The 17,805-nt window shown below is 64.5% G+C and carries 17 protein-coding genes; 7 read left to right on the top strand and 10 right to left on the bottom strand.

What is annotated here, in order from left to right:
* Positions 1-7: 7 nt before the first annotated feature.
* The 6 genes from pip to pqqA all read right to left on the bottom strand — a co-directional run bounded on the left by pip (position 8) and on the right by pqqA (position 4,438).
* Positions 8-994, bottom strand: a complete 987-nt coding sequence (gene pip, locus E4K65_RS20080) for a prolyl aminopeptidase (protein WP_135175637.1) — start codon at positions 992-994, stop codon at positions 8-10.
* The gene (pqqE, locus tag E4K65_RS20075; protein WP_135175636.1) at positions 984-2,183 is read right to left on the bottom strand and encodes a pyrroloquinoline quinone biosynthesis protein PqqE; all 1,200 of its coding nucleotides are present in this window, start codon (positions 2,181-2,183) and stop codon (positions 984-986) included. Before pqqE ends, pip begins: the two co-directional genes overlap by 11 nt.
* Positions 2,180-2,491, bottom strand: coding sequence for a pyrroloquinoline quinone biosynthesis peptide chaperone PqqD (pqqD, locus tag E4K65_RS20070; protein ID WP_027546876.1), 312 nt, complete (start codon positions 2,489-2,491; stop codon positions 2,180-2,182). Before pqqD ends, pqqE begins: the two co-directional genes overlap by 4 nt.
* A gap of 12 nt (positions 2,492-2,503) precedes the next feature.
* Positions 2,504-3,259: a pyrroloquinoline-quinone synthase PqqC gene (gene pqqC / locus E4K65_RS20065; RefSeq protein WP_371090218.1), complete on the bottom strand. Its 756-nt coding sequence runs from the start codon at positions 3,257-3,259 to the stop codon at positions 2,504-2,506.
* Between the two features lie 20 nt (positions 3,260-3,279).
* The gene (gene pqqB, locus E4K65_RS20060) at positions 3,280-4,209 is read right to left on the bottom strand and encodes a pyrroloquinoline quinone biosynthesis protein PqqB (protein ID WP_135175635.1); all 930 of its coding nucleotides are present in this window, start codon (positions 4,207-4,209) and stop codon (positions 3,280-3,282) included.
* A gap of 148 nt (positions 4,210-4,357) precedes the next feature.
* A complete protein-coding gene (gene pqqA, locus E4K65_RS20055; protein ID WP_007595659.1) occupies positions 4,358-4,438 on the bottom strand; it encodes a pyrroloquinoline quinone precursor peptide PqqA in 81 nt (26 codons plus the stop codon).
* A 264-nt stretch (positions 4,439-4,702) separates the two neighbouring features.
* On the opposite strand from pqqA, the gene E4K65_RS20050 reads away from it, so the two are divergent.
* From E4K65_RS20050 to E4K65_RS20025, 6 genes are all read left to right on the top strand, one after another.
* Positions 4,703-4,960: a DUF6894 family protein gene (locus E4K65_RS20050; protein WP_027546873.1), complete on the top strand. Its 258-nt coding sequence runs from the start codon at positions 4,703-4,705 to the stop codon at positions 4,958-4,960.
* Between the two features lie 201 nt (positions 4,961-5,161).
* Positions 5,162-6,562: an amidase family protein gene (locus E4K65_RS20045; protein WP_135175634.1), complete on the top strand. Its 1,401-nt coding sequence runs from the start codon at positions 5,162-5,164 to the stop codon at positions 6,560-6,562.
* A gap of 2 nt (positions 6,563-6,564) precedes the next feature.
* Positions 6,565-7,041 (top strand): glutathione peroxidase, encoded by a 477-nt coding sequence (locus E4K65_RS20040; protein ID WP_135175633.1) that lies wholly within the window; start codon positions 6,565-6,567, stop codon positions 7,039-7,041.
* The gene (locus E4K65_RS20035) at positions 7,038-7,295 is read left to right on the top strand and encodes a DUF3297 family protein (RefSeq protein ID WP_027548492.1); all 258 of its coding nucleotides are present in this window, start codon (positions 7,038-7,040) and stop codon (positions 7,293-7,295) included. Before E4K65_RS20040 ends, E4K65_RS20035 begins: the two co-directional genes overlap by 4 nt.
* Before the next feature lie 133 nt (positions 7,296-7,428).
* Positions 7,429-8,598 carry a D(-)-tartrate dehydratase gene (tarD, locus tag E4K65_RS20030; RefSeq protein WP_135175632.1) on the top strand — a complete coding sequence of 390 codons (1,170 nt, stop codon included), beginning with the start codon at positions 7,429-7,431 and terminating at the stop codon, positions 8,596-8,598.
* A gap of 211 nt (positions 8,599-8,809) precedes the next feature.
* Complete coding sequence (locus E4K65_RS20025; RefSeq protein ID WP_135175631.1) at positions 8,810-9,097, top strand: GIY-YIG nuclease family protein; 288 nt, start codon at positions 8,810-8,812, stop codon at positions 9,095-9,097.
* Between the two features lie 477 nt (positions 9,098-9,574).
* Here the strand turns inward: E4K65_RS20025 and E4K65_RS20020 are convergent, their stop codons facing one another.
* The 3 genes from E4K65_RS20020 to E4K65_RS20010 all read right to left on the bottom strand — a co-directional run bounded on the left by E4K65_RS20020 (position 9,575) and on the right by E4K65_RS20010 (position 13,177).
* Positions 9,575-10,720, bottom strand: coding sequence for a DUF418 domain-containing protein (locus E4K65_RS20020; RefSeq protein WP_135175630.1), 1,146 nt, complete (start codon positions 10,718-10,720; stop codon positions 9,575-9,577).
* 42 nt (positions 10,721-10,762) lie between these two features.
* Positions 10,763-12,115, bottom strand: coding sequence for a malonyl-CoA decarboxylase (locus tag E4K65_RS20015; protein WP_135175629.1), 1,353 nt, complete (start codon positions 12,113-12,115; stop codon positions 10,763-10,765).
* A gap of 261 nt (positions 12,116-12,376) precedes the next feature.
* Positions 12,377-13,177 (bottom strand): AraC family transcriptional regulator, encoded by an 801-nt coding sequence (locus E4K65_RS20010; RefSeq protein WP_027547339.1) that lies wholly within the window; start codon positions 13,175-13,177, stop codon positions 12,377-12,379.
* A gap of 59 nt (positions 13,178-13,236) precedes the next feature.
* Here E4K65_RS20010 and E4K65_RS20005 point away from each other — a divergent pair, with 59 nt between their 5' ends.
* A complete protein-coding gene (locus tag E4K65_RS20005; RefSeq protein ID WP_135175628.1) occupies positions 13,237-14,409 on the top strand; it encodes an MFS transporter in 1,173 nt (390 codons plus the stop codon).
* 231 nt (positions 14,410-14,640) lie between these two features.
* Here E4K65_RS20005 and E4K65_RS20000 read toward each other — a convergent pair whose 3' ends face one another.
* Entirely contained in the window at positions 14,641-17,799 is a 3,159-nt protein-coding gene (locus tag E4K65_RS20000) for an efflux RND transporter permease subunit (RefSeq protein WP_135175627.1), read from the bottom strand.
* Between the last annotated feature and the right edge of the window lie 6 nt (positions 17,800-17,805).

Here is a 17,805-nt window from a genome sequence, read left to right as displayed (position 1 = left end):
TGTCCTCTCATCGCGCGGTCTTCGAAGCGAGGTCGGCGATCGACTTCATGACCGCGTCCCTCACGCCGGCATCATAGAGCGAATGCCCGGCTTCTTCCACGATGCGAATCTCGGAACCCGGCCAGACTTTCGTCAGCCGCTCGGATGTCTCAGGAGGACACAACAGATCGTAGCGGCCCTGCACGATGATGCCGGGAATGCCGGCGAGCCTCTCCGCATTCTGCAGCAGCTGGTTTGCGGTCATGAAGCTGTCGTTGACGAAGTAATGCGCTTCCATGAACGGCGTCGCCGGCAACGTGCGCCAGACGTTCAACGAGGCGAGGTCGAGCCGCGTCCTTGCGGGCTTGTGCTCGGACAGGGCGCGCTCGGTATCGTGCCAGGCCCGCGCCGCCGGACCGTGCACGGCCGGATCGGCGTCGAGGATGCGGCGCCAATAGGCGTCCACCGGCCGCTCCCGCTCCTCGGGCGGCAGCACGCTGAGAAAATCTTCATGCAGCGCCGGATAGAACTGCGGCAGGCGCACGGTGAAGCCGGCTTCGACTTCCGCCCGCGTGCCCAGGAAGGTCGCGCGTAGCGCGATGCCGCGGACGCGCTCGGGATGCGCCTCTGCATACGCCAGCGCCAGCGTCGCGCCCCAGGAGCCGCCGACCACGATCCAGCGTTCGAAGCCGAACTTTTCGCGGATCTTTTCCATGTCCGCGATCAGATGCGCCGTGGTGTTGTGCGCGCGCGAGCCCTTCGGCCGGCTGCGGCCGCAGCCGCGCTGGTCGAACAGCACGGCGCAGAAGCGGTCGGGATCGAACAGGCGGCGATGATCCGGCTGGCAGCCGCTGCCGGGCCCGCCATGGAGGTAGATCGCGGGAATGCCGTCGGTGCGGCCGACGCTCTCGACATAGAGCTCGTGGCCGTCGCCGACGTCGAGCATCTCGGAGGTCAGCGGCGCAAAGGGATCGGCGCGTTTGACCGAACTGGCGGCGTCGGCGTCAGGCGCCATTCTCGGATTCCAGGGTGCCACCGGCAAAGTTGCGGTAGAGGAAGCGGTTGGTCTCGCCCTCGGCCTCGCGCTCGGCCTGCTTGAAGATGGTCTCGTGCAGCGGCGACAGCGCGCAGGCGGGATCGGTGTTGGCGGCATCACCGGTCAGCGCGAAGGCCTGGCAGCGGCAGCCGCCGAAATCGATCTCGCGGAATTCGCAGGACTTGCAGGGCTCCTTCATCCAGCCGGTGCCGCGATAGCGGTTGAAGGCGTCGGAGTTCTGCCAGATCCAGGCGATCGAATGGTTGGAGCGCACGGATTCGAAGTCGAGCCCGGTGATGCTCTCGGCGGCGTGGCAGGGCAGCACCTTGCCGGCCGGCGAGATGTTGAAGAACTGCCGGCCCCAGCCGCCCATGCACTTCTTCGGCCGCAGCGCGTAATAATCCGGCACGACGTAATCGATCGAAAGCCGGCCCTTGAGCCGTTCGCGTGCTTCCTCGACGATGCGGGTGCACTCGTCGAGCTGCGCCACCGTCGGCATCAAGGCGGCGCGGTTCTTCAGCGCCCAGCCGTAATATTGCACGTTGGCGACCTCGAGCCGGTCGGCGTCGAGATCGATCGACATCTGGATGATGTCGGGGAGCTGGTGCAGGTTCTGCCGGTGCATCACCGCATTCACGGTGAGCGGCAGATCGAGCTCGCGCGTCCATTTTGCCACTTCGAGCTTCTTGCGGTGGCCGCCTCTGTACCCGGCGACGCGATCGGCGGGGGCCTCCTCGACGCCCTGGAAGCTGATCTGCACGTGACAGAGCCCGGCATCCGCCAGCTCGCTCAGCCTCTCGCGCGTCAGCAGCACGGCCGAGGTGATGAGGTTGGTGTAGAGGCCGACGTCGCTGGCATGCTTGACCAGCTCGACGAGGTCCTTCCGCGCCGTCGGCTCGCCGCCGGAGAAATGCACCTGGAGCACGCCGATCTCGGCGAGCTCGCTCAGCACCTTCTTCCATTCCTCGGTGGTCAGCTCCTTGCCGGAGCGGTCGAGCTCGACCGGGTTGGAGCAATAGGGACATTGCAGCGGGCAGCGATGCGTGATCTCGAGCAGCACGGCGAGCGGAATGCCAAAGGTCTCGGCCGTCGAGCGCTGCTTCTCCAGCACCGCGAGGCTGTCGCTGGCGTCGGGCGGAACGGTGGGACTGCCGAGCACATCGCTCATGACGTCTTCTCCCGGGCCTCGGTGAGGAAGCCCTTGTCGGCGAGATCCTGGAGCATGGCGATGACGTCGGTCAGGATCGCCTCGCGCGGCGCGGCGTATTTCGCCGCCAGCTGGTCGGAGACGTCGCCGACGCTACGCTCGCCATTGCAGAGCTGCAAGACCTCGACCGCGATCTCGTCCGGCGCCAGCACGCGCTCCGGCGCCAGGATCACCCAGACTTTGCGCGTCTCGTCGTATTTCAGCTTGGCATGCCGCGGCAGCACGGGGCGGCTGGCCTCGCTGACACTGATATGACGCGGCCCGGCCATGACGGTTCCTCTTCAGCTCGCCTTGGGCACGAAAGCGCCCGGCGGAATGTGGCCCTCGACATAGGCGTGCTGGAGCGCATCCAGCTGCACCCACAGCACGTTGGTCTTGAAGATCAGTGCGTTGCACACCTGCGCGCGCTGTTCCGGCGTCGTGGCATGCGCCTTGACATAGTCGAGCGCGAAGCCGGCATCGCGCGGTGCCTGCGCCAGGCGCCGCTTGAAGTAGCTCATGATGTCGGGATTGACGAAGTCATAGTGCTCCAGCATGCCGGCGATCCGCTCTTCGTGCAGGTTCGGCGCGAACAGTTCCGTGAGCGAGGAGGCGATCGCCTCCAGCGGGCTCTTCTCGCGGCAGTAGTGCACATAGGCCTCCACCGCGAAGCGCGTGGCGGGGAGAATGCCTTCGGTCGATTCCACATAGGCGGTGTCGAGCCCGAGCCCTTCGGTCAGCTTCAGCCAGCGCTCGATGCCGCCTTCGGAGCCGACATCGCCGTCATGGTCCTCGATGCGGTGGCGCCATTCCAGGCGCGTGGCGCGGTCGCGGAAGCGCGAGATCACCACCGCGTCCTTGATCGGGATCGTGCTCTGGTAATAGTAGCGGTTCAGCGCCCAGGCCTGCACCTGGCCCTTGTTCAGCTTGCCGCCGTGCAGCAGCTTATGGAACGGATGCAGGCTGTGATAGCGCGTCGCCCCGATGTGGCGCAGCGTCGCCTCAAGCTCCTCGGCCGAGTTGAGCCTGATGTCCTTGCCGATCGAGAGCGCGGTCATTCCAGTTAGTGATGCGGCATTCACAGCACGATCTCCGTTCCGTCCGCGGGTATCTGCCAGCCCGCCTGCTCGGCCGCTTTCCGCTCGGGTGAAGCGGGCAGCAGCGCCGGATTCGAGTTATTGATATGCAGAAACAGCTTCCTGTCGATATCGAGATCGGCCAGCCGCGCGATCGCGCCGTCGTCGCCGGACATCGCGACGTGTCCCATGCTCTTGCCGGTCTTGTAGCCGAGCCCGGCCCTGATCATCTCGTCGTCCTGCCAGACCGTGCCGTCGAAGAACACCAGCGCGGCGCCGTCGATCTCGGCCTTGAGCGCGTCGGTCACTTCGGCGCAGGCGGCGATGAAGTAGAAGCACTTGCCGGTCGTCTTGTCGGTGATCTTCAGGCCCAGCGTATCGCCGTCGCCGGTCTCGCCGCCCGGATGCGCCTTGCCTTCCAGATACCAGGCCGACTTGCCCGGCACCGCGAAGGGCAGCACCTCGATCCCGGACCGCGCACCGTCTGGCAGCCGCGGCTCGAACGGCTCGCCGATGGCGATCGGCTGGCGCCGCACGTTCTTCTCGCTCAGCACGTTGAAGATGCTGTTGGCGCTGAGGATCGCCAGCACCTTCTCATGCGCATAGATCGTGAAGGGCGAGCCCTCGCGCATCGACAGCAGCCCCGCCACGGCATCGACCTCGCCATTGGTCAGGATCACGCCCGCGACCGGCGTATGACGCAGCGCCCCCGCCTTGGGGTGCAGTTGCGGCGTGGCATTCAATTGCTGGCGAAGATCGGGAGAGGCGTTGATCAGGAACCAATGCTCGCCGTCGCCGCTGAAGGCGACCGAGGCCTGGGTTCGCAAGAGCTCATCGCCGATGGCACGGGCCGCGCGGCAACCTTCGCAGCCGCAGTTCCATTGCGGCACTCCGCCGCCGGCCCCGGCGCCCAGGACGACGACGCGAAGCATGATCCGTCTCCTGGAGGCAACGTCGCGAGGTGGATCTCAGGTCGACACAAAATCTATCTTCCGGAAACGCATCGTGACCGGAAGACAGCGCAACCGAGAGTGCTCGACCGAAAGAACCACCTGCGCAGAACGCAAACTCACCAACCGCTTACTTGCGGGTGGCGCTCACATACATGTTGATTTCCATGCCGCAGGGCACTTCGACGATCTTCGGGGCTTTCCAGGCCATTTGGCTCTCCATTTTTATGAATTCGGACGTATCCGCCCACGGGCTAAACTACTGCGGGGGGAAAAGTTCGCCAGTGAAATTTTCCCGACCTAAGTAGTAGGCCGCCGGAATTGGTGCACTGCAAAGAGAGCGTATTGCGGCCTTAAAGATGAGCCAATGACATAAGAAAAATAGCCGATAGGTCGTGATCCCTGTCCCGGATAAACCAGTTGTGAGGATGGAACGGCTTCCAATCGGCTACAGGCGACCCCATTGGATCGAGGCATGCCCAGATACTTCTTCAACACCCGTATTGGCGACGAACTGATCGTGGATCCCGACGGCGAGGACCTGCGCAACCCCGATCGCGCCTGGGAGGTCGCCCGCCAGATGATCCTGGAGGTCCTGAAATCGGAGGGGACCCAGCCGGCGTTGATGGAGGCGGTCATCGAGGTCACCGACGTCGACGGCGAGGTCGTGCTGGAGTTCCCCTTCACCGAGGCGTTGCTGGACATGCCGGTTCAGTCCGCGACCAGGCATTGAGGCCCCCGGCTCCCTCCACCGTCATTGCGAGCGCAGCGAAGCAATCCAGAGTCTCTCTGCGGAGGCAGTCTGGATTGCTTCGTCGCTAGGGCTCCTCGCAATGACGGCAATCCGAGCCACAACCGCCCTTCGCCCCTGCGAAATCCGCATGGCTTTGCCGCGTTCCCGGCGCTAAAAGACGCCGGTCATACGGAGCAAGTCATGCAAGATCTCTGGCGCCTGTCGGCCGCCGACCTCGCCACCCTCGTCAAGGCCAAAAAGGTGTCCGCCAGGGAGGCGGCCAAGGCCGGCCTCGACCGCCTGGACGCCGTCAATCCAAAGCTTAACGCCGTGATCGACCACCGGCCGGAGGACGTGCTCAAGCAGGCCGACGCCGTCGATACCGCAATTAGCCGGGGCGAGGACCCCGGCGTGCTGGCCGGTGTGCCCGTCACCATCAAGGCCAATGTCGACCAGGAGGGCTTTGCCACCACCAACGGCCTAAAACTCCAGCGCGACCTGATCGCGCGGGAGGACAACCCGGTGGTCGCCAATTTCCGCAAAGCCGGCGCGATCCTGCTCGGCCGCACCAATTGCCCGGCCTTCTCCTATCGCTGGTTCACCACCAACCTGGTTCATGGCGACACCAAGAACCCCCGCGATGCCGCGTTGACGCCGGGCGGCTCGTCCGGCGGCGCCGGCTCGGCGGTCGCGGCCGGCATCGGCCACATCGCCCATGGCACCGACATCGCCGGCTCGATCCGCTATCCCGCCTATGCCTGCGGCGTGCACGGCCTGCGCCCGACCCTCGGCCGCATCCCCGCCTTCAATCCGGCGCTGCCGGAGCGTCCGATCGGCCCGCAGATCATGGCGGTGTCCGGCCCCCTGGCGCGCACCGTCAACGACATCAGGATTTCGCTCGCGGCCATGGCGGCCCGCGACGTGCGCGACCCCTGGTATGTGCCGGCGCCGCTGGAAGGCCCCGCGCGGCCGAAGCGCGCCGCGCTCTGTCTCAACCCGGACGGCCTTGCGACCACGCCGGAGGTGAAGGCGGCGGTGACCGATGCCGGCAAGCGCCTCGAGCGTGCCGGGTGGACCGTCGATGTAATCGAGAACACCCCGCCGATGCGCGAAGCGGTCGAGTGGCAGATCAAGCTTTGGCTCGGCGACGGCTATGAGGCGCAGTTAGAGGCAGCCGAGCGCGAGGGCGATCCCGGCGCGCTGGCCTGCCTGCGCGGCAACCGCAGCAGGGTGACGCCAATGGACCAGGCGAATTACGCGAAGGCGCTGACCCGCCGCGCCACGCTGACCCGCGACTGGATGCTGTTCTTCGAGAAGTACGCGGTGCTGCTGACGCCGGTCTCCGGCGAATTGCCGTTCCCGGATCATCTCGACCGCAAGGACGAGGAGTCCTTCAAGCGGGTCTGGGAGGCGCAATTGCCGCAGATCGCGATTCCCTTCATGGGCCTGCCGGGCCTCGTCGTCTCCACCGGCCTCGTCGGCAAGGCGCCGGTCGGCGTGCATATCGTGTCCGGCCGCTACCGCGAGGATCTGTGCCTGCTCGCCGGCGAAGCGATCGAGGCGGGCGGCGTGCCGCCGTCGCCGATCGATCCCGTGGGTTAGCGATGTCCGCGATCTACGACTTCAAGGCCAACTCGCTTCTCGGCGAGGAAGTGCCCATGCGCCGCTTCGAGGGGCAGGTGCTGCTGATCGTCAACACCGCGAGCAAATGCGGCTTCACGCCGCAATATCGCGGCCTGGAGGATCTCTATCGTGATCTCTCGCCGCGCGGCTTCGCGGTGCTGGGCTTTCCCTGCAACCAGTTCGGCGCGCAGGAGCCGGGGCAGGCGAGCGAGATCCAGGAATTCTGCTCGACCCATTACGACGTCACCTTTCCCCTGTTCGAGAAGATCGACGTCAACGGCGCCAATGCGCATCCCTTGTATGAGTACCTGAAACGCCAGCAATCCGGCCTGTTGGGCGCCTCCATCAAATGGAATTTCACCAAATTCCTGGTGGACCGTGCCGGTCGGGTGATCGCGCGCTACGCGCCGACCGCACGGCCCGAAGGATTGCGGCAGCAAATCGAGACCCTGTTATGAGCGAGACAATCATGAGCGATGAATTTCCGGACCGCCTGTCGGTCGATCCGAACAGCCCCTATTACAACGCGGACATCCTGGCGCGCGATGTCGGCATCCGCTTCAAGGGCATCGAGAAGACCAATGTCGAGGAGTACTGCATCAGCGAAGGCTGGGTCCGCGTCACCGCCGGCAATGCCAAGGACCGCTACGGCAACCCGCTGACCATCAAGGTGCATGGGCCGGTGGAGCCGTATTTCAGGGACAAGAAATAGGTCGCGGCGACACTCTCTCCTCGCCATTGCGAGGAGCCCTTGCGACGAAGCAATCCAGAATCTTTCCGCGGTGGCAGACTGGATTGCTTCGCTTCGCTCGCAATGACGAAAATAACCACCGAAAGCCAATCCCATGTCCGTCCGCATCGTCGACGTCCGCGAGATCACCAAGCCGATCTCCTCGCCGATCCGCAACGCCTATATCGACTTCACCAGGATGACGACGAGCCTCGTTGCCGTCGTCACCGACGCCGTAGCGGACGGCAAGCGGGTCGTCGGCTACGGCTTCAACTCCAACGGCCGCTACGGGCAGGGCGGCCTGATCCGCGAGCGCTTTGCCTCGCGCATCCTGGAGGCCGATCCGAAATCGCTGCTGGATGCGGCCGGCGACAATCTCGACCCCGACAAGGTCTGGGCTGCGATGATGACCAACGAGAAGCCGGGCGGCCACGGCGAGCGCTCGGTCGCGGTCGGCACCATCGACATGGCGGTGTGGGACGCGGTGGCGAAGATCGCCGGCAAGCCGCTGTTCCGCCTGCTCGCCGAACGTCACGGCGTCAAAGCCAATCCGCGCGTGTTCGTCTACGCCGCCGGCGGCTACTACTATCCCGGCAAGGATCTCTCGATGCTGCGCGGCGAGATGCGCGGCTATCTCGACCGCGGCTACAACGTCGTGAAGATGAAGATCGGCGGCGCTGATATCGACGAGGACCGCACCCGCATCGAGGCGGTGCTGAAGGAGATCGGCAGGGACGCGCAGCTCGCCGTCGACGCCAACGGCCGCTTCAACTTGGAGACCGGCATCGCCTACGCCAAGATGCTGCGGGATTATCCCTTGTTCTGGTACGAGGAGGTCGGCGATCCCCTCGACTACGCGCTGCAGGCCGCACTCGCCGAATTCTATCCCGGCCCGATGGCGACAGGCGAAAACCTGTTCAGCCACCAGGACGCCCGCAACCTGATCCGCTATGGCGGCATGCGTCCCGATCGCGACTGGCTGCAATTCGACTGCGCGCTGTCCTATGGCCTCTGCGAATACCAGCGCACGCTCGAAGTGCTGAAGACCCATGGCTGGTCGCCAAGCCGCTGCATCCCGCATGGCGGCCACCAGATGTCGCTCAACATCGCCGCCGGCCTCGGCCTCGGCGGCAACGAGAGCTACCCCGACCTGTTCCAGCCCTATGGCGGCTTCCCGGATGGCGTCCGCGTCGAGAACGGCCACATCACCATGCCGGAGCTCTCAGGCATCGGCTTCGAGGGCAAGTCGGATCTCTACAAGGAGATGAAGGCGCTGGCGGAGTAGCCTCCGCCGGTGCAACCCACTCCGTCATTGCGAGCGCAGCGAAGCAATCCAGAATATCTCAGCGGCGGCAGTCTGGATTGCTTCGTCGCAAGGGCTCCTCGCAATGACGGTGGAGAGAGAGCTTCGCAATTTTATCGCGCCAATCGCAGGCGCTGCTCGTAATCATCTCGTGGTTGTGTTATCGTGAAAGCTCTCTTCGTCGAGCAAGATCATGAAGCAGCCCTGTGTTTACATGTTCGCCAACCGCCGCAATGGCGCGATCTACACAGGCGTCACGTCAAATCCGCCGCGCCGCGCGTTCGAGCATCGCGAGGGATTGATAAAGGGCTTCTCGTCGAAATACGCCTGCAAGCTCCTCGTCTGGTACGAGCTGCACGCGACTATGATCGACGCGATTACGCGCGAGAAGCAGATCAAGGGTGGCAGCCGGGCAAAGAAGCTCGCGCTCATCGAGAGCGTCAATCCGGAGTGGATCGATCTGTACGACACGCTGATCTGATTATCGGACGAACTGAATCAGGCGCAGGTCGTCGCCACACACTCCGTCATTGCGAGCGCAGCGAAGCAATCCAGGATCTTTCCGCGGAGACGGTCTGAATTGCTTCGTCGCAAGGGCTCCTCGCAATGACGGCGGAGAGAACAGCGTTAATCGCGGGCCCCGAGCCGACGGCGGGCGCTGGGTTGGGGCGCGTGAGGTGTCGCCGCATTCACCGTCATTGCGAGCGTAGCGAAGCAATCCAGACTGCCTCCTCGAAGGGCAGCCTGGATTGCTTCGTCGCAAGAGCTCCTCGCAATGACGGTGGACAGAGCAGTGTCTTATGTCAGAGCCTTGATCCGTAGCCGTAATGACCTCAGCTGTCGCAACGTTCTCCGTCATTGCGAGCGCAGCGAAGCAATCCAGGATCTTTCGGCGAAGGCAGCCTGGATTGCTTCGTCGCAAGGGCTCCTCGCGATGACGGTGGTGAGAGATGGGTGGTCACCCCACCACCGCCACCTGTGTCGCCGCCATCGGCTGCCGTACGCCATACATCAGCGTGCGCCATAGCCATTCGATCGGGCCGTATCGGTAGTGGCGCAGCCACCATGCGCTGAACAGGACCTGCCCAGCGTAGACGGCGATGCCGATGGCGAGGGCCTGGGTGATGCCAAGCCGCCCGAACAGACCAAGGCCGTAGCCGTAAAAGATCCAGCCGAAGATAAGGGATTGTGCGACGTAGTTGGTGAAAGCCATTCGGCCCAACGGCGCGGCCCAGCCAAGCAGCCTCTTGCCGTGCTCGAAACTGGCGATGCCAAGAATGGCGGCGCCATAGCCCAGCGCCAGCAGGATGGTGCCAAGTGGCTCCCTGCCGGTATAGATCAACGCGGCGCCAAAACCGATGCAGAGGGGCGCGATGACGAGCAGGCCACGGACATTCTGCAAAATTCCGCTGCGCCACGCGAGCGCTCCGACAAGAAACAGCCCGATCGTGCGCAAAAAGACGAACGCGTGCAGGGACGCGATGAGAGGAATTTCGCGGAGACGGAACGCTAATACGTCGAGGAGGCCGCCCGTCGCATAAATGCGATTTGCATCCATGACGTCCCGCCAGATCGCAGCCCTGCTGGGAAACAATCCAGCCGGCGGAAAGGCCTGCATTGCCAGGTACAGCGCCAGAAACGCCAGCGCGGAGAGCGTCAGTAGCCAGCGCGGACCAGACAGGAACGGCAGCACGATGAACCCCGCCAAAGCATATTCGGTGAGGATGTCGCCGTTCCAGATCAGGCAAAGGTGAATGACGCCGAACACCAGCAGCACAGCGAGCCGGCGCATGAGGAGCGAAATGCGGCGCTCGCTGTTTGTCAGCCGATCGAATTGAATGGCAAGGCCTGCGCCGAACAGCAGCGAAAACAGCGCAAACGCCTTGAGTTCGACGGCCTGTGTCAGGATCGTTTCGATGGCGCGATCGACCGGCGAGGCGAGCGTCTTCGGGCCAAGAAATTGCTCGAAGATTGAAATGCGAAATTCCATGACGAGGTTGATGGCCATGACGCCGAACAGGGCGACGCCGCGCAACACGTCGATAGCGTCAATTCGCTCCGTAGCATTTGTTGGCCGGGGAGATGCGGCGCCATCGGAAGTCATTGCGGTATGAATTCCAATTGCGCCTTGGCGTATTTCGTCCTCTTACGACAACCGCATGTCCAGCAGCCGCCGGCCTTCGCCCTTCAAGAGCTTCTTTACCGCGCTCGAGGCCACGACCTCGCCGTCATTGGCGTAGGCTTCGTGGTTCTTCTCGATGTCGTCGAGGCGGTAGAGATAGTTGACCATCACGCCGGCCGACTCGCGCACGCCCTTCGGCGAGAGGTCGCCGAGCCAGTTGATGCGCTCGAGCCGTGCGCCGTTGCCGAGATGGAAGCGGGCGACGGAATCGATCAGCTTGCCCTTCGGCGTGCGCGCCTTCAGGAAGTAATAGGCCGCGAGCGGCTCGATCACGGCGCGTAGCAGCGCGGTCGTCTCGGGGTTCTCGAACCATTTGGGATCGTCGAGGCGCTTCAGCACCTCGCGGTCCTCGTCCGAGAGCGGCAGGTCCTTGTCCTGCTTCACCCATTGCATGAAGCCCGGCACCGGCGACAGCGTCACGAAGGTGTCGAGTTTTGGCGTCTCGCGGCGCAGCTCTTCGACCACCTGCTTGATCAGGAAGCTGCCGAAGGAGATGCCGCCCAGGCCCCGCTGTGTGTTGGAGATCGAGTAGAACACCGCGGTGCGCGCGCGCTCGATCGGCAGATGCTGGCGGTCGACCGCGAGCAGCGGCGCGATCGCGCCGGGGATCGTTTCGGTCAGCGCTACCTCGACGAAGATCAGCGGCTCGTCGACCATGGCGGGATGGAAGAAGGCGTAGCAGCGGCGGTCGACCGGATCGATGCGGCGGCGCAGATCGTCCCAGTCGCTGATCTCGTGCACGGCTTCATAGCGGATGATCTTTTCGAGGATGTTGGCCGGAGTTGACCAGTCGATCCTGCGCAGCACGAGAAACCCCCTGTTGAACCACGAAGAGAGCAGATGCGAGACGTCGCGATCGAGCGCGGCAAGATCGGTGTGCCCGTTCATCATGCCGAGCAAATCGGCGCGCATGTTGACGAGGTCGCCGGTGCCGCCGGGCGCGCGGTTGAGACGGCGGATCAGCTCCTGCCGCCGCGGCTCGGAGGCGAAGTGCAGCGAGCTCGCGTCTTCGTCACTGGGCCTGGCGCGCCATTTTTCGATCGCCTTGGACAGGCGTTCCCGATCGGGGCCGAAATCGCGCACCAGGGCCTCGAAGAAGGCGCGGCGTCCTGCCGCATCCAACTCCTGGTAGATGTCGAGCACCTCACGCGCCATGGCAGTGCCCGAAGCTTCGCCACGACCGGACAGCAGCGCACCGCAGAGCTCGATCAGCCCGTTGGCATCGTGCTTGGTGTCGTCGGAATCCCCGCGGCGCAGCAGCGTGCGGCCGCGATCGGAGATTGTGGCGAGCAGGTCTGAGAAGAAGGCGTTGGCCATCTGGACTTTTCGATTCCGGTTTGTGCGCTGCGGAAGCTTACACGGGATTTAGGCGGAAGCCGATCACAATCAAGCAGGCAAATTCTGTATCTTTCGTGGTGCCATGCGTCGCCAAGAAAGCTGTCATGCCCCGCCAGTGGCATTTGGAGAACGAGGCGGCTGCCTCACACGCCGTCATTGCGAGCGCAGCGAAGCAATCCTGACTGCCGCCGCGGAAGGATTCTGGATTGCTTCGCTGCGCTCGCAATGACGAGGTTGGAGCTATCCCTTCCCCGCAAATTCCGTCGGCGTCCGCCCCGTCACCTGGCGGAACGCGGCGGAGAACGCCGGCACGCTGGCATAGCCGAGCTGGGTGGCGAGCTGCTTCACCGAGACGTTCGCATCCGTCGACAGCCGCTGGATCGCCGCGGCGATCCGGGCGCGCTGGCACCAGCTCTTGAAGCTCAGCTGCGTCTCCGTCGAGAACAGCCGCGACAGGGTGCGCGCGGAGGTTCCGACCTCGCGCGCCAGCGTGTCGATGTCGTGCAGGCCGGTTGGGTCGTCGAGCACGATCATCGCGGCGCGCCGGCAGCGCGGCTCGCGCGGCAGCGGCACGAAGGTCGCGGAATCCTCGGCCTGGTGCAATTCCAGCATGACGAGGCGAACCAGCAGCTCGGTGCGCTCATCCGTGTTGCGCGCGTCGAACAGCGCCAGGATCGCCTGATTGAGCAGCGGCGACACCCGCACCACGAATTCCCTGGTCAGGCCGTCATAGCGCTGCTCGCGCTTCAGCCAGGACAGGTCGAAATACAGCGTGCGCATCTCGATGTCGGCGAGCAGGTCGAGGGCGTGCTCGAGCCCGGCCGGCACCCAGACGGCCCGGTCCGGCGGCACCAGCCAGCGTCCCCCTGGTGTCGTCACCTGCATCGTGCCCTTCGCGGCATAGATCAGCTGCGCCTCGCGGTGCAGGTGCGGGTCGATCCGCATGCCCTTGGGATAGTCGCGGGCGACCAGGTGCACGCCCGCGGGCGAGCGATGATTGCTCCGGACCGCCCGGAGGATTGGCGTTTCCACGACAGTCATTGGCAGCATCTCGTCATGCCCAGGACATATAACTCATTTCGGAGCAGGAGAGGATTCGTATGAACAGCCCAAGCCGGGTCATCAGTTTCGTCAACGCAGGCCATTTCATCGACCATTATTCGATGCTGATCTTCGCCGCCGCCGTGATCATCATGGGGCCGGCGCTCGGCATGGCCTATTCGGAACTTCTGCCCTATGCGACGCCGGGCTTCATCGCCTTCGGCGCGGGCTCGCTGCTGACCGGCTGGCTCGGGGACCGCTGGAGCCGCCGCCACATGATGCTGATCTTCTTCCTCGGCATCGGTGCCTCCATGATCGCGGTCGGCTTCGTGCAGACGCAGGCGCAGCTCGGCGCTGCGCTGCTGGCGATCGGAATCTTCGCCTCGATCTACCATCCCGTCGGCACCGCGATGATCGTGTCCTATGCCGACAGGCTCGGCCGCGAGATGGGGCTCAACGGCGTCTGGGGTAATCTCGGCGTCGCCTCCTCCGCGCTGGTCACCGGCGTGATCGGCCAGTATCTCGGCTGGCGCTTTGCCTTCATCGTTCCCGGCGTCGTCACCATCCTGATCGGCATCGCGTTTGCGATGATGGTCGTGCACGAGGACCGCAAGGGCTCGAAGCAGGCGGCGGCGCAGGCGCGCGTCGCCAAGCAGGACATGTGGCGCGTGATCCTGGCGCTGCTGATCGTCGTGATCGCGATCTCTACCACGTTCAATGCCGTCACCGTCGCGCTGCCAAAGCTGTTCGCGGAACGGCTTGCCGATCTCACCAAGAGCCCGGCGCTGCTCGGCGTGATCGCGGCCTGCGTCTACGTGTTCGGCGCGATGACGCAGTACACGATCGGCCGGCTGCTCGACCGCTATTCGCTGAAGACGGTGGCGCTGCCGCTGTCCTTCATGCTGGCGCCGTTCCTGTATCTTGCCGCGAGCCTGTCCAATCTGCCGCTGATCCTGGTCTCGATCGGCATCGTCATGGGCGCGTTCGGGCAGGTCACGGTCAACGACGCCATGGTCGGCAAGTACACCACGGAGGAGTGGCGCTCGCGTGCCTATGCCGTGCGCTATTTCGTCGGCTTCACCGCGGCGGGCGCCTCCGTCGGCCTGGTCGCCTGGCTCTACGAGCAGGGCGGCTTCGTCACCATGCTGCACGCCTTCGCCGCGCTCTGCCTGCTCGCGATCGTCGCCGCGCTGATCCTGCCGCGCGAGATCCGGCCGCCGCAGGCGGTTTGAAGGATTGACGCGGGCGACCGCCTCCACATCGTCATTGCGAGCGCAGCGAAGCAATGACGGGGATGCGGCGGCGTCTCGCGCCCTGCCTGCCCATGATGCCATTCTGCCGGTGTCTTGCCCGACGAGTCAAACGTCGGAGCGGCTGAAAAAACTCAACGCCGTCAACGCCGTTCTACTGTGCATGGGGTTGTTTTCGACTTTTTTGTTCGAGCAGGCTTCCGCAGACAATGCCTAGGGTTTCACCTCGGTCACCGGCTGCGCCTTCGGCGCCTTCTTCGACGCCCGCCAGTTCTCGAACCGCTGCACCACCACGAAGAAGGCGGGCACGAACAGCACCGCGAGGCAGGTCGAGGCCAGCATGCCCGAGAACACGGTGATGCCGATCGACTTGCGGGCGCTGGCGCCGGCGCCGGTGGCGATCACCAGCGGCACCACGCCGAGAATGAAGGCGAACGAGGTCATCAGGATCGGGCGGAAGCGGGCGCGGGCCGCTTCGATCGCCGACTCCAGGATCGGCTTGCCATCGCGGCCGTGCAGCTCGAGCCCGACCTCGACGATCAGGATGGCGTTCTTGGCCGACAGCGCGATCAGGAGGATCAGGCCGATCTGGCAGTAGAGGTTGTTGTCGATCTTCAGGCCGTTGAGGATCAGCATTGGCCCGATCAGCGACAGCGGAACGGCGAGAATCACCGAGATCGGCGCGTACCAGCTCTCGTACTGGCCGGCGAGCACGAGATAGACCAGCAGCATGGCGAGGCCGAACACCCAGTAGATCTGGTTCGAGACCGCCTTCTCCTGGTACGACATCGCGGTCCATTCATAACCCGTGCCCTGCGGCAGGGTCTTGTCCGCGATCTCCTCCATCAGCTTCAGCGACTGGCCGGACGAGTAGCCCTGCGCCGGCAGGCCGATGATGGTCGAGGACGGATAGAGGTTGTAGAGGCTGATCAGCGACGGGCCGGTGGCCGGCGTGATCGTGGCGACCGTGCCGATCGGGATCATGTCGCCGTTCGAGTTGCGCACCATCATGTTGGCGATGTCGCGCTCGGTGACGCGGAACGCCGGATCGGCTTGCGTATAGACCTGGAAGACGCGGCCGAACTTGTTGAACTGGTTGACGTAGGACGAGCCGAGATAGGTCGACAGCGCCGAGAACACTTGATCGGTGGTGACGTGCAAGGTCTGGGTCTTGACGCGGTCGATCTCGACGTTGAATTGCGGCACCGACGAGCGGAACGAGGACTGGACGCGCTGGAGCGCGCTCTGGCTCTGGCCATTGGAGACCATCGCACCGGTGATGGCCTGCAGCTTGGCGAAATCGCTGTTGCCGTCGCGCAGCTCGACCTGCATCGAGAAGCCGGCGGCGTTGCCGATGCCCTGGATCGGCGGCGGCGGCAGCACGATGGTGCGGGCTTCCATGATGGTCGCGAGCTTGTCGTTCAGTCCAAAGACCAACGAGCGCAGATCCTCGCCGGGCCCTTTACGGGCCTCCCAGTCCTTCAGGATGATGTAGGCGACACCGGCATTGGCGAGGCTCGCGCTGTTGTCGAGCGCGGAGATGCCGGCGATGGTGATGACCTGCTGGACTCCAGGGGTGTCCTTGATGAGCCCGCTCGCTCTGTCGAGCACCGTCTGGGTCCGCTCCAGCGCGGCGCCGTCGGGCAGCTGGATGGCGGCGATCAGATAGCCCTGGTCCTCGATCGGCAGGAAGCCGGTCGGCACCCGCGACAGGCCGTAGCCGCCGATTCCGATCAGCACCAGTGCGACCGCGACCGACAGGGTGGCGTGCCTGACCAGGAAGGTGATCAGCCGTGTGTAGCCGCGCTCGACCCGGTCATAGACGTTGTTGAAGCCGCGATAGAAGAAGTTGCGCTGTTCCGGCGGCACCGCCGGCCGCAGCCACAGCGCGCATTGCGTCGGCTTCAGGGTCGCCGCGTTGATGGCGGAGAGCAGCGCGGTCGCCGCGATCACCAGCGCGAATTGCGAGTAGATGCGGCCCGTGAGGCCCGCGAGGAACGAGGCCGGCAGGAACACCGAGATCAGCACCAGCGTGATGCCGACGATCGGCGCGAACAGCTGGTCCATCGCCTTGATCGCGGCGTCGTGGCCGTTCATGCCCTGCTCGATATTGTGCGCGGCGCCTTCGACCACGACGATGGCGTCGTCGACGACGATGCCGATCGCGAGCACGATCGCGAACAGCGTGGACATGTTGATGGTGAAGCCGAGCGCCGCCATCGCGGCGAAGGCGCCGATGATGGTCACAGGCACGGTCGTCGCCGGCACCAGCATGGCGCGCCAGTCCTGGAGGAACACAAGGATCACGACCAGCACCAGCAGGCCGGCCTCGATCAGCGTCATATAGACCTCGTGCACCGAGGCCTCGACGAATTTGGTGGTGTCGAACGGCGTGTCGTATTTGATGCCTTCCGGAAAGCGCTTGGCGAGCTCGGCCATCTTCTTCTCGACGGCCTGCTCGACCTGGAGCGCGTTGGCGCCGGGCGACTGGAACACGCCGATGCCGGTGGCGGGCTGCTTGTTGAGCGAGAAGATCTGGCTGTAGGTCTGTGCGCCCAGTTCGACCCAGCCGACGTCGCGCACCCGCGTGACGTCGCCGCTGGTGCCCGATTTGACGATGATGTTCTCGAACTGGCTGGTATCGTCGAGCCGTCCGTTGACGTTGAGCGTGTACTGGAACGCCTGGCCCGGCGGCGTCGGCGGCGCGCCGACCTGGCCTGCCGAGACCTGCTGGCTCTGCTGCTGGATTGCGTTGATGACGTCCTGCGGCACGAGGTCACGGACTTGCAGCTTGTTGGGATCGAGCCAGACCCGCATCGAATACTGGCCGGCGCCGAACACCGTGACGTTGCCGACGCCGGGCAGACGCGAGAGCTCGTCGCGGATGTTGATGGTGGCGTAGTTGCTCAGATACAGGCTGTCATATCTGGAATCCGGCGAGGTCAGCGTCACGAACAGCAGGATCGAGGTCGAACGCTTCTGCACGGTGACGCCCTGGTTCTGCACCGACTGCGGCAATTGCGACAGCGCGCTGGAGACGCGGTTCTGTACCAGCACCTGCGCGAAGTTGAGGTCGGTGCCGATCTTGAAGGTCACGGTCAGCGTGTAGGTGCCGTCGGAGCCGCTGTAGGACTGCATGTAGAGCATGTCCTCGACGCCGTTGACCTGTTGCTCGATCGGCAGCGCCACGGTGTCGATCACCGTCTTGGCGCTGGCGCCGGGATAGCGCGTGGTGACCTGCACGGTCGGCGGCACCACGTCGGGATATTGCGCGATCGCGAGGTTGAACAGCGCGACGCCGCCGATCAGGATCATCAGCAGTGCGATGACGTTCGAGAGGACCGGCCGCTCGATGAAGAATTTTGAGATCATGGCCGG

Source organism: Bradyrhizobium niftali, assembly GCF_004571025.1.
Classification (GTDB): Bacteria; Pseudomonadota; Alphaproteobacteria; order Rhizobiales; family Xanthobacteraceae; genus Bradyrhizobium; species Bradyrhizobium niftali.
The sequence above is the reverse complement of the archived record's forward strand: the minus strand, read 5'-3'. Positions and strand labels throughout refer to the sequence as shown.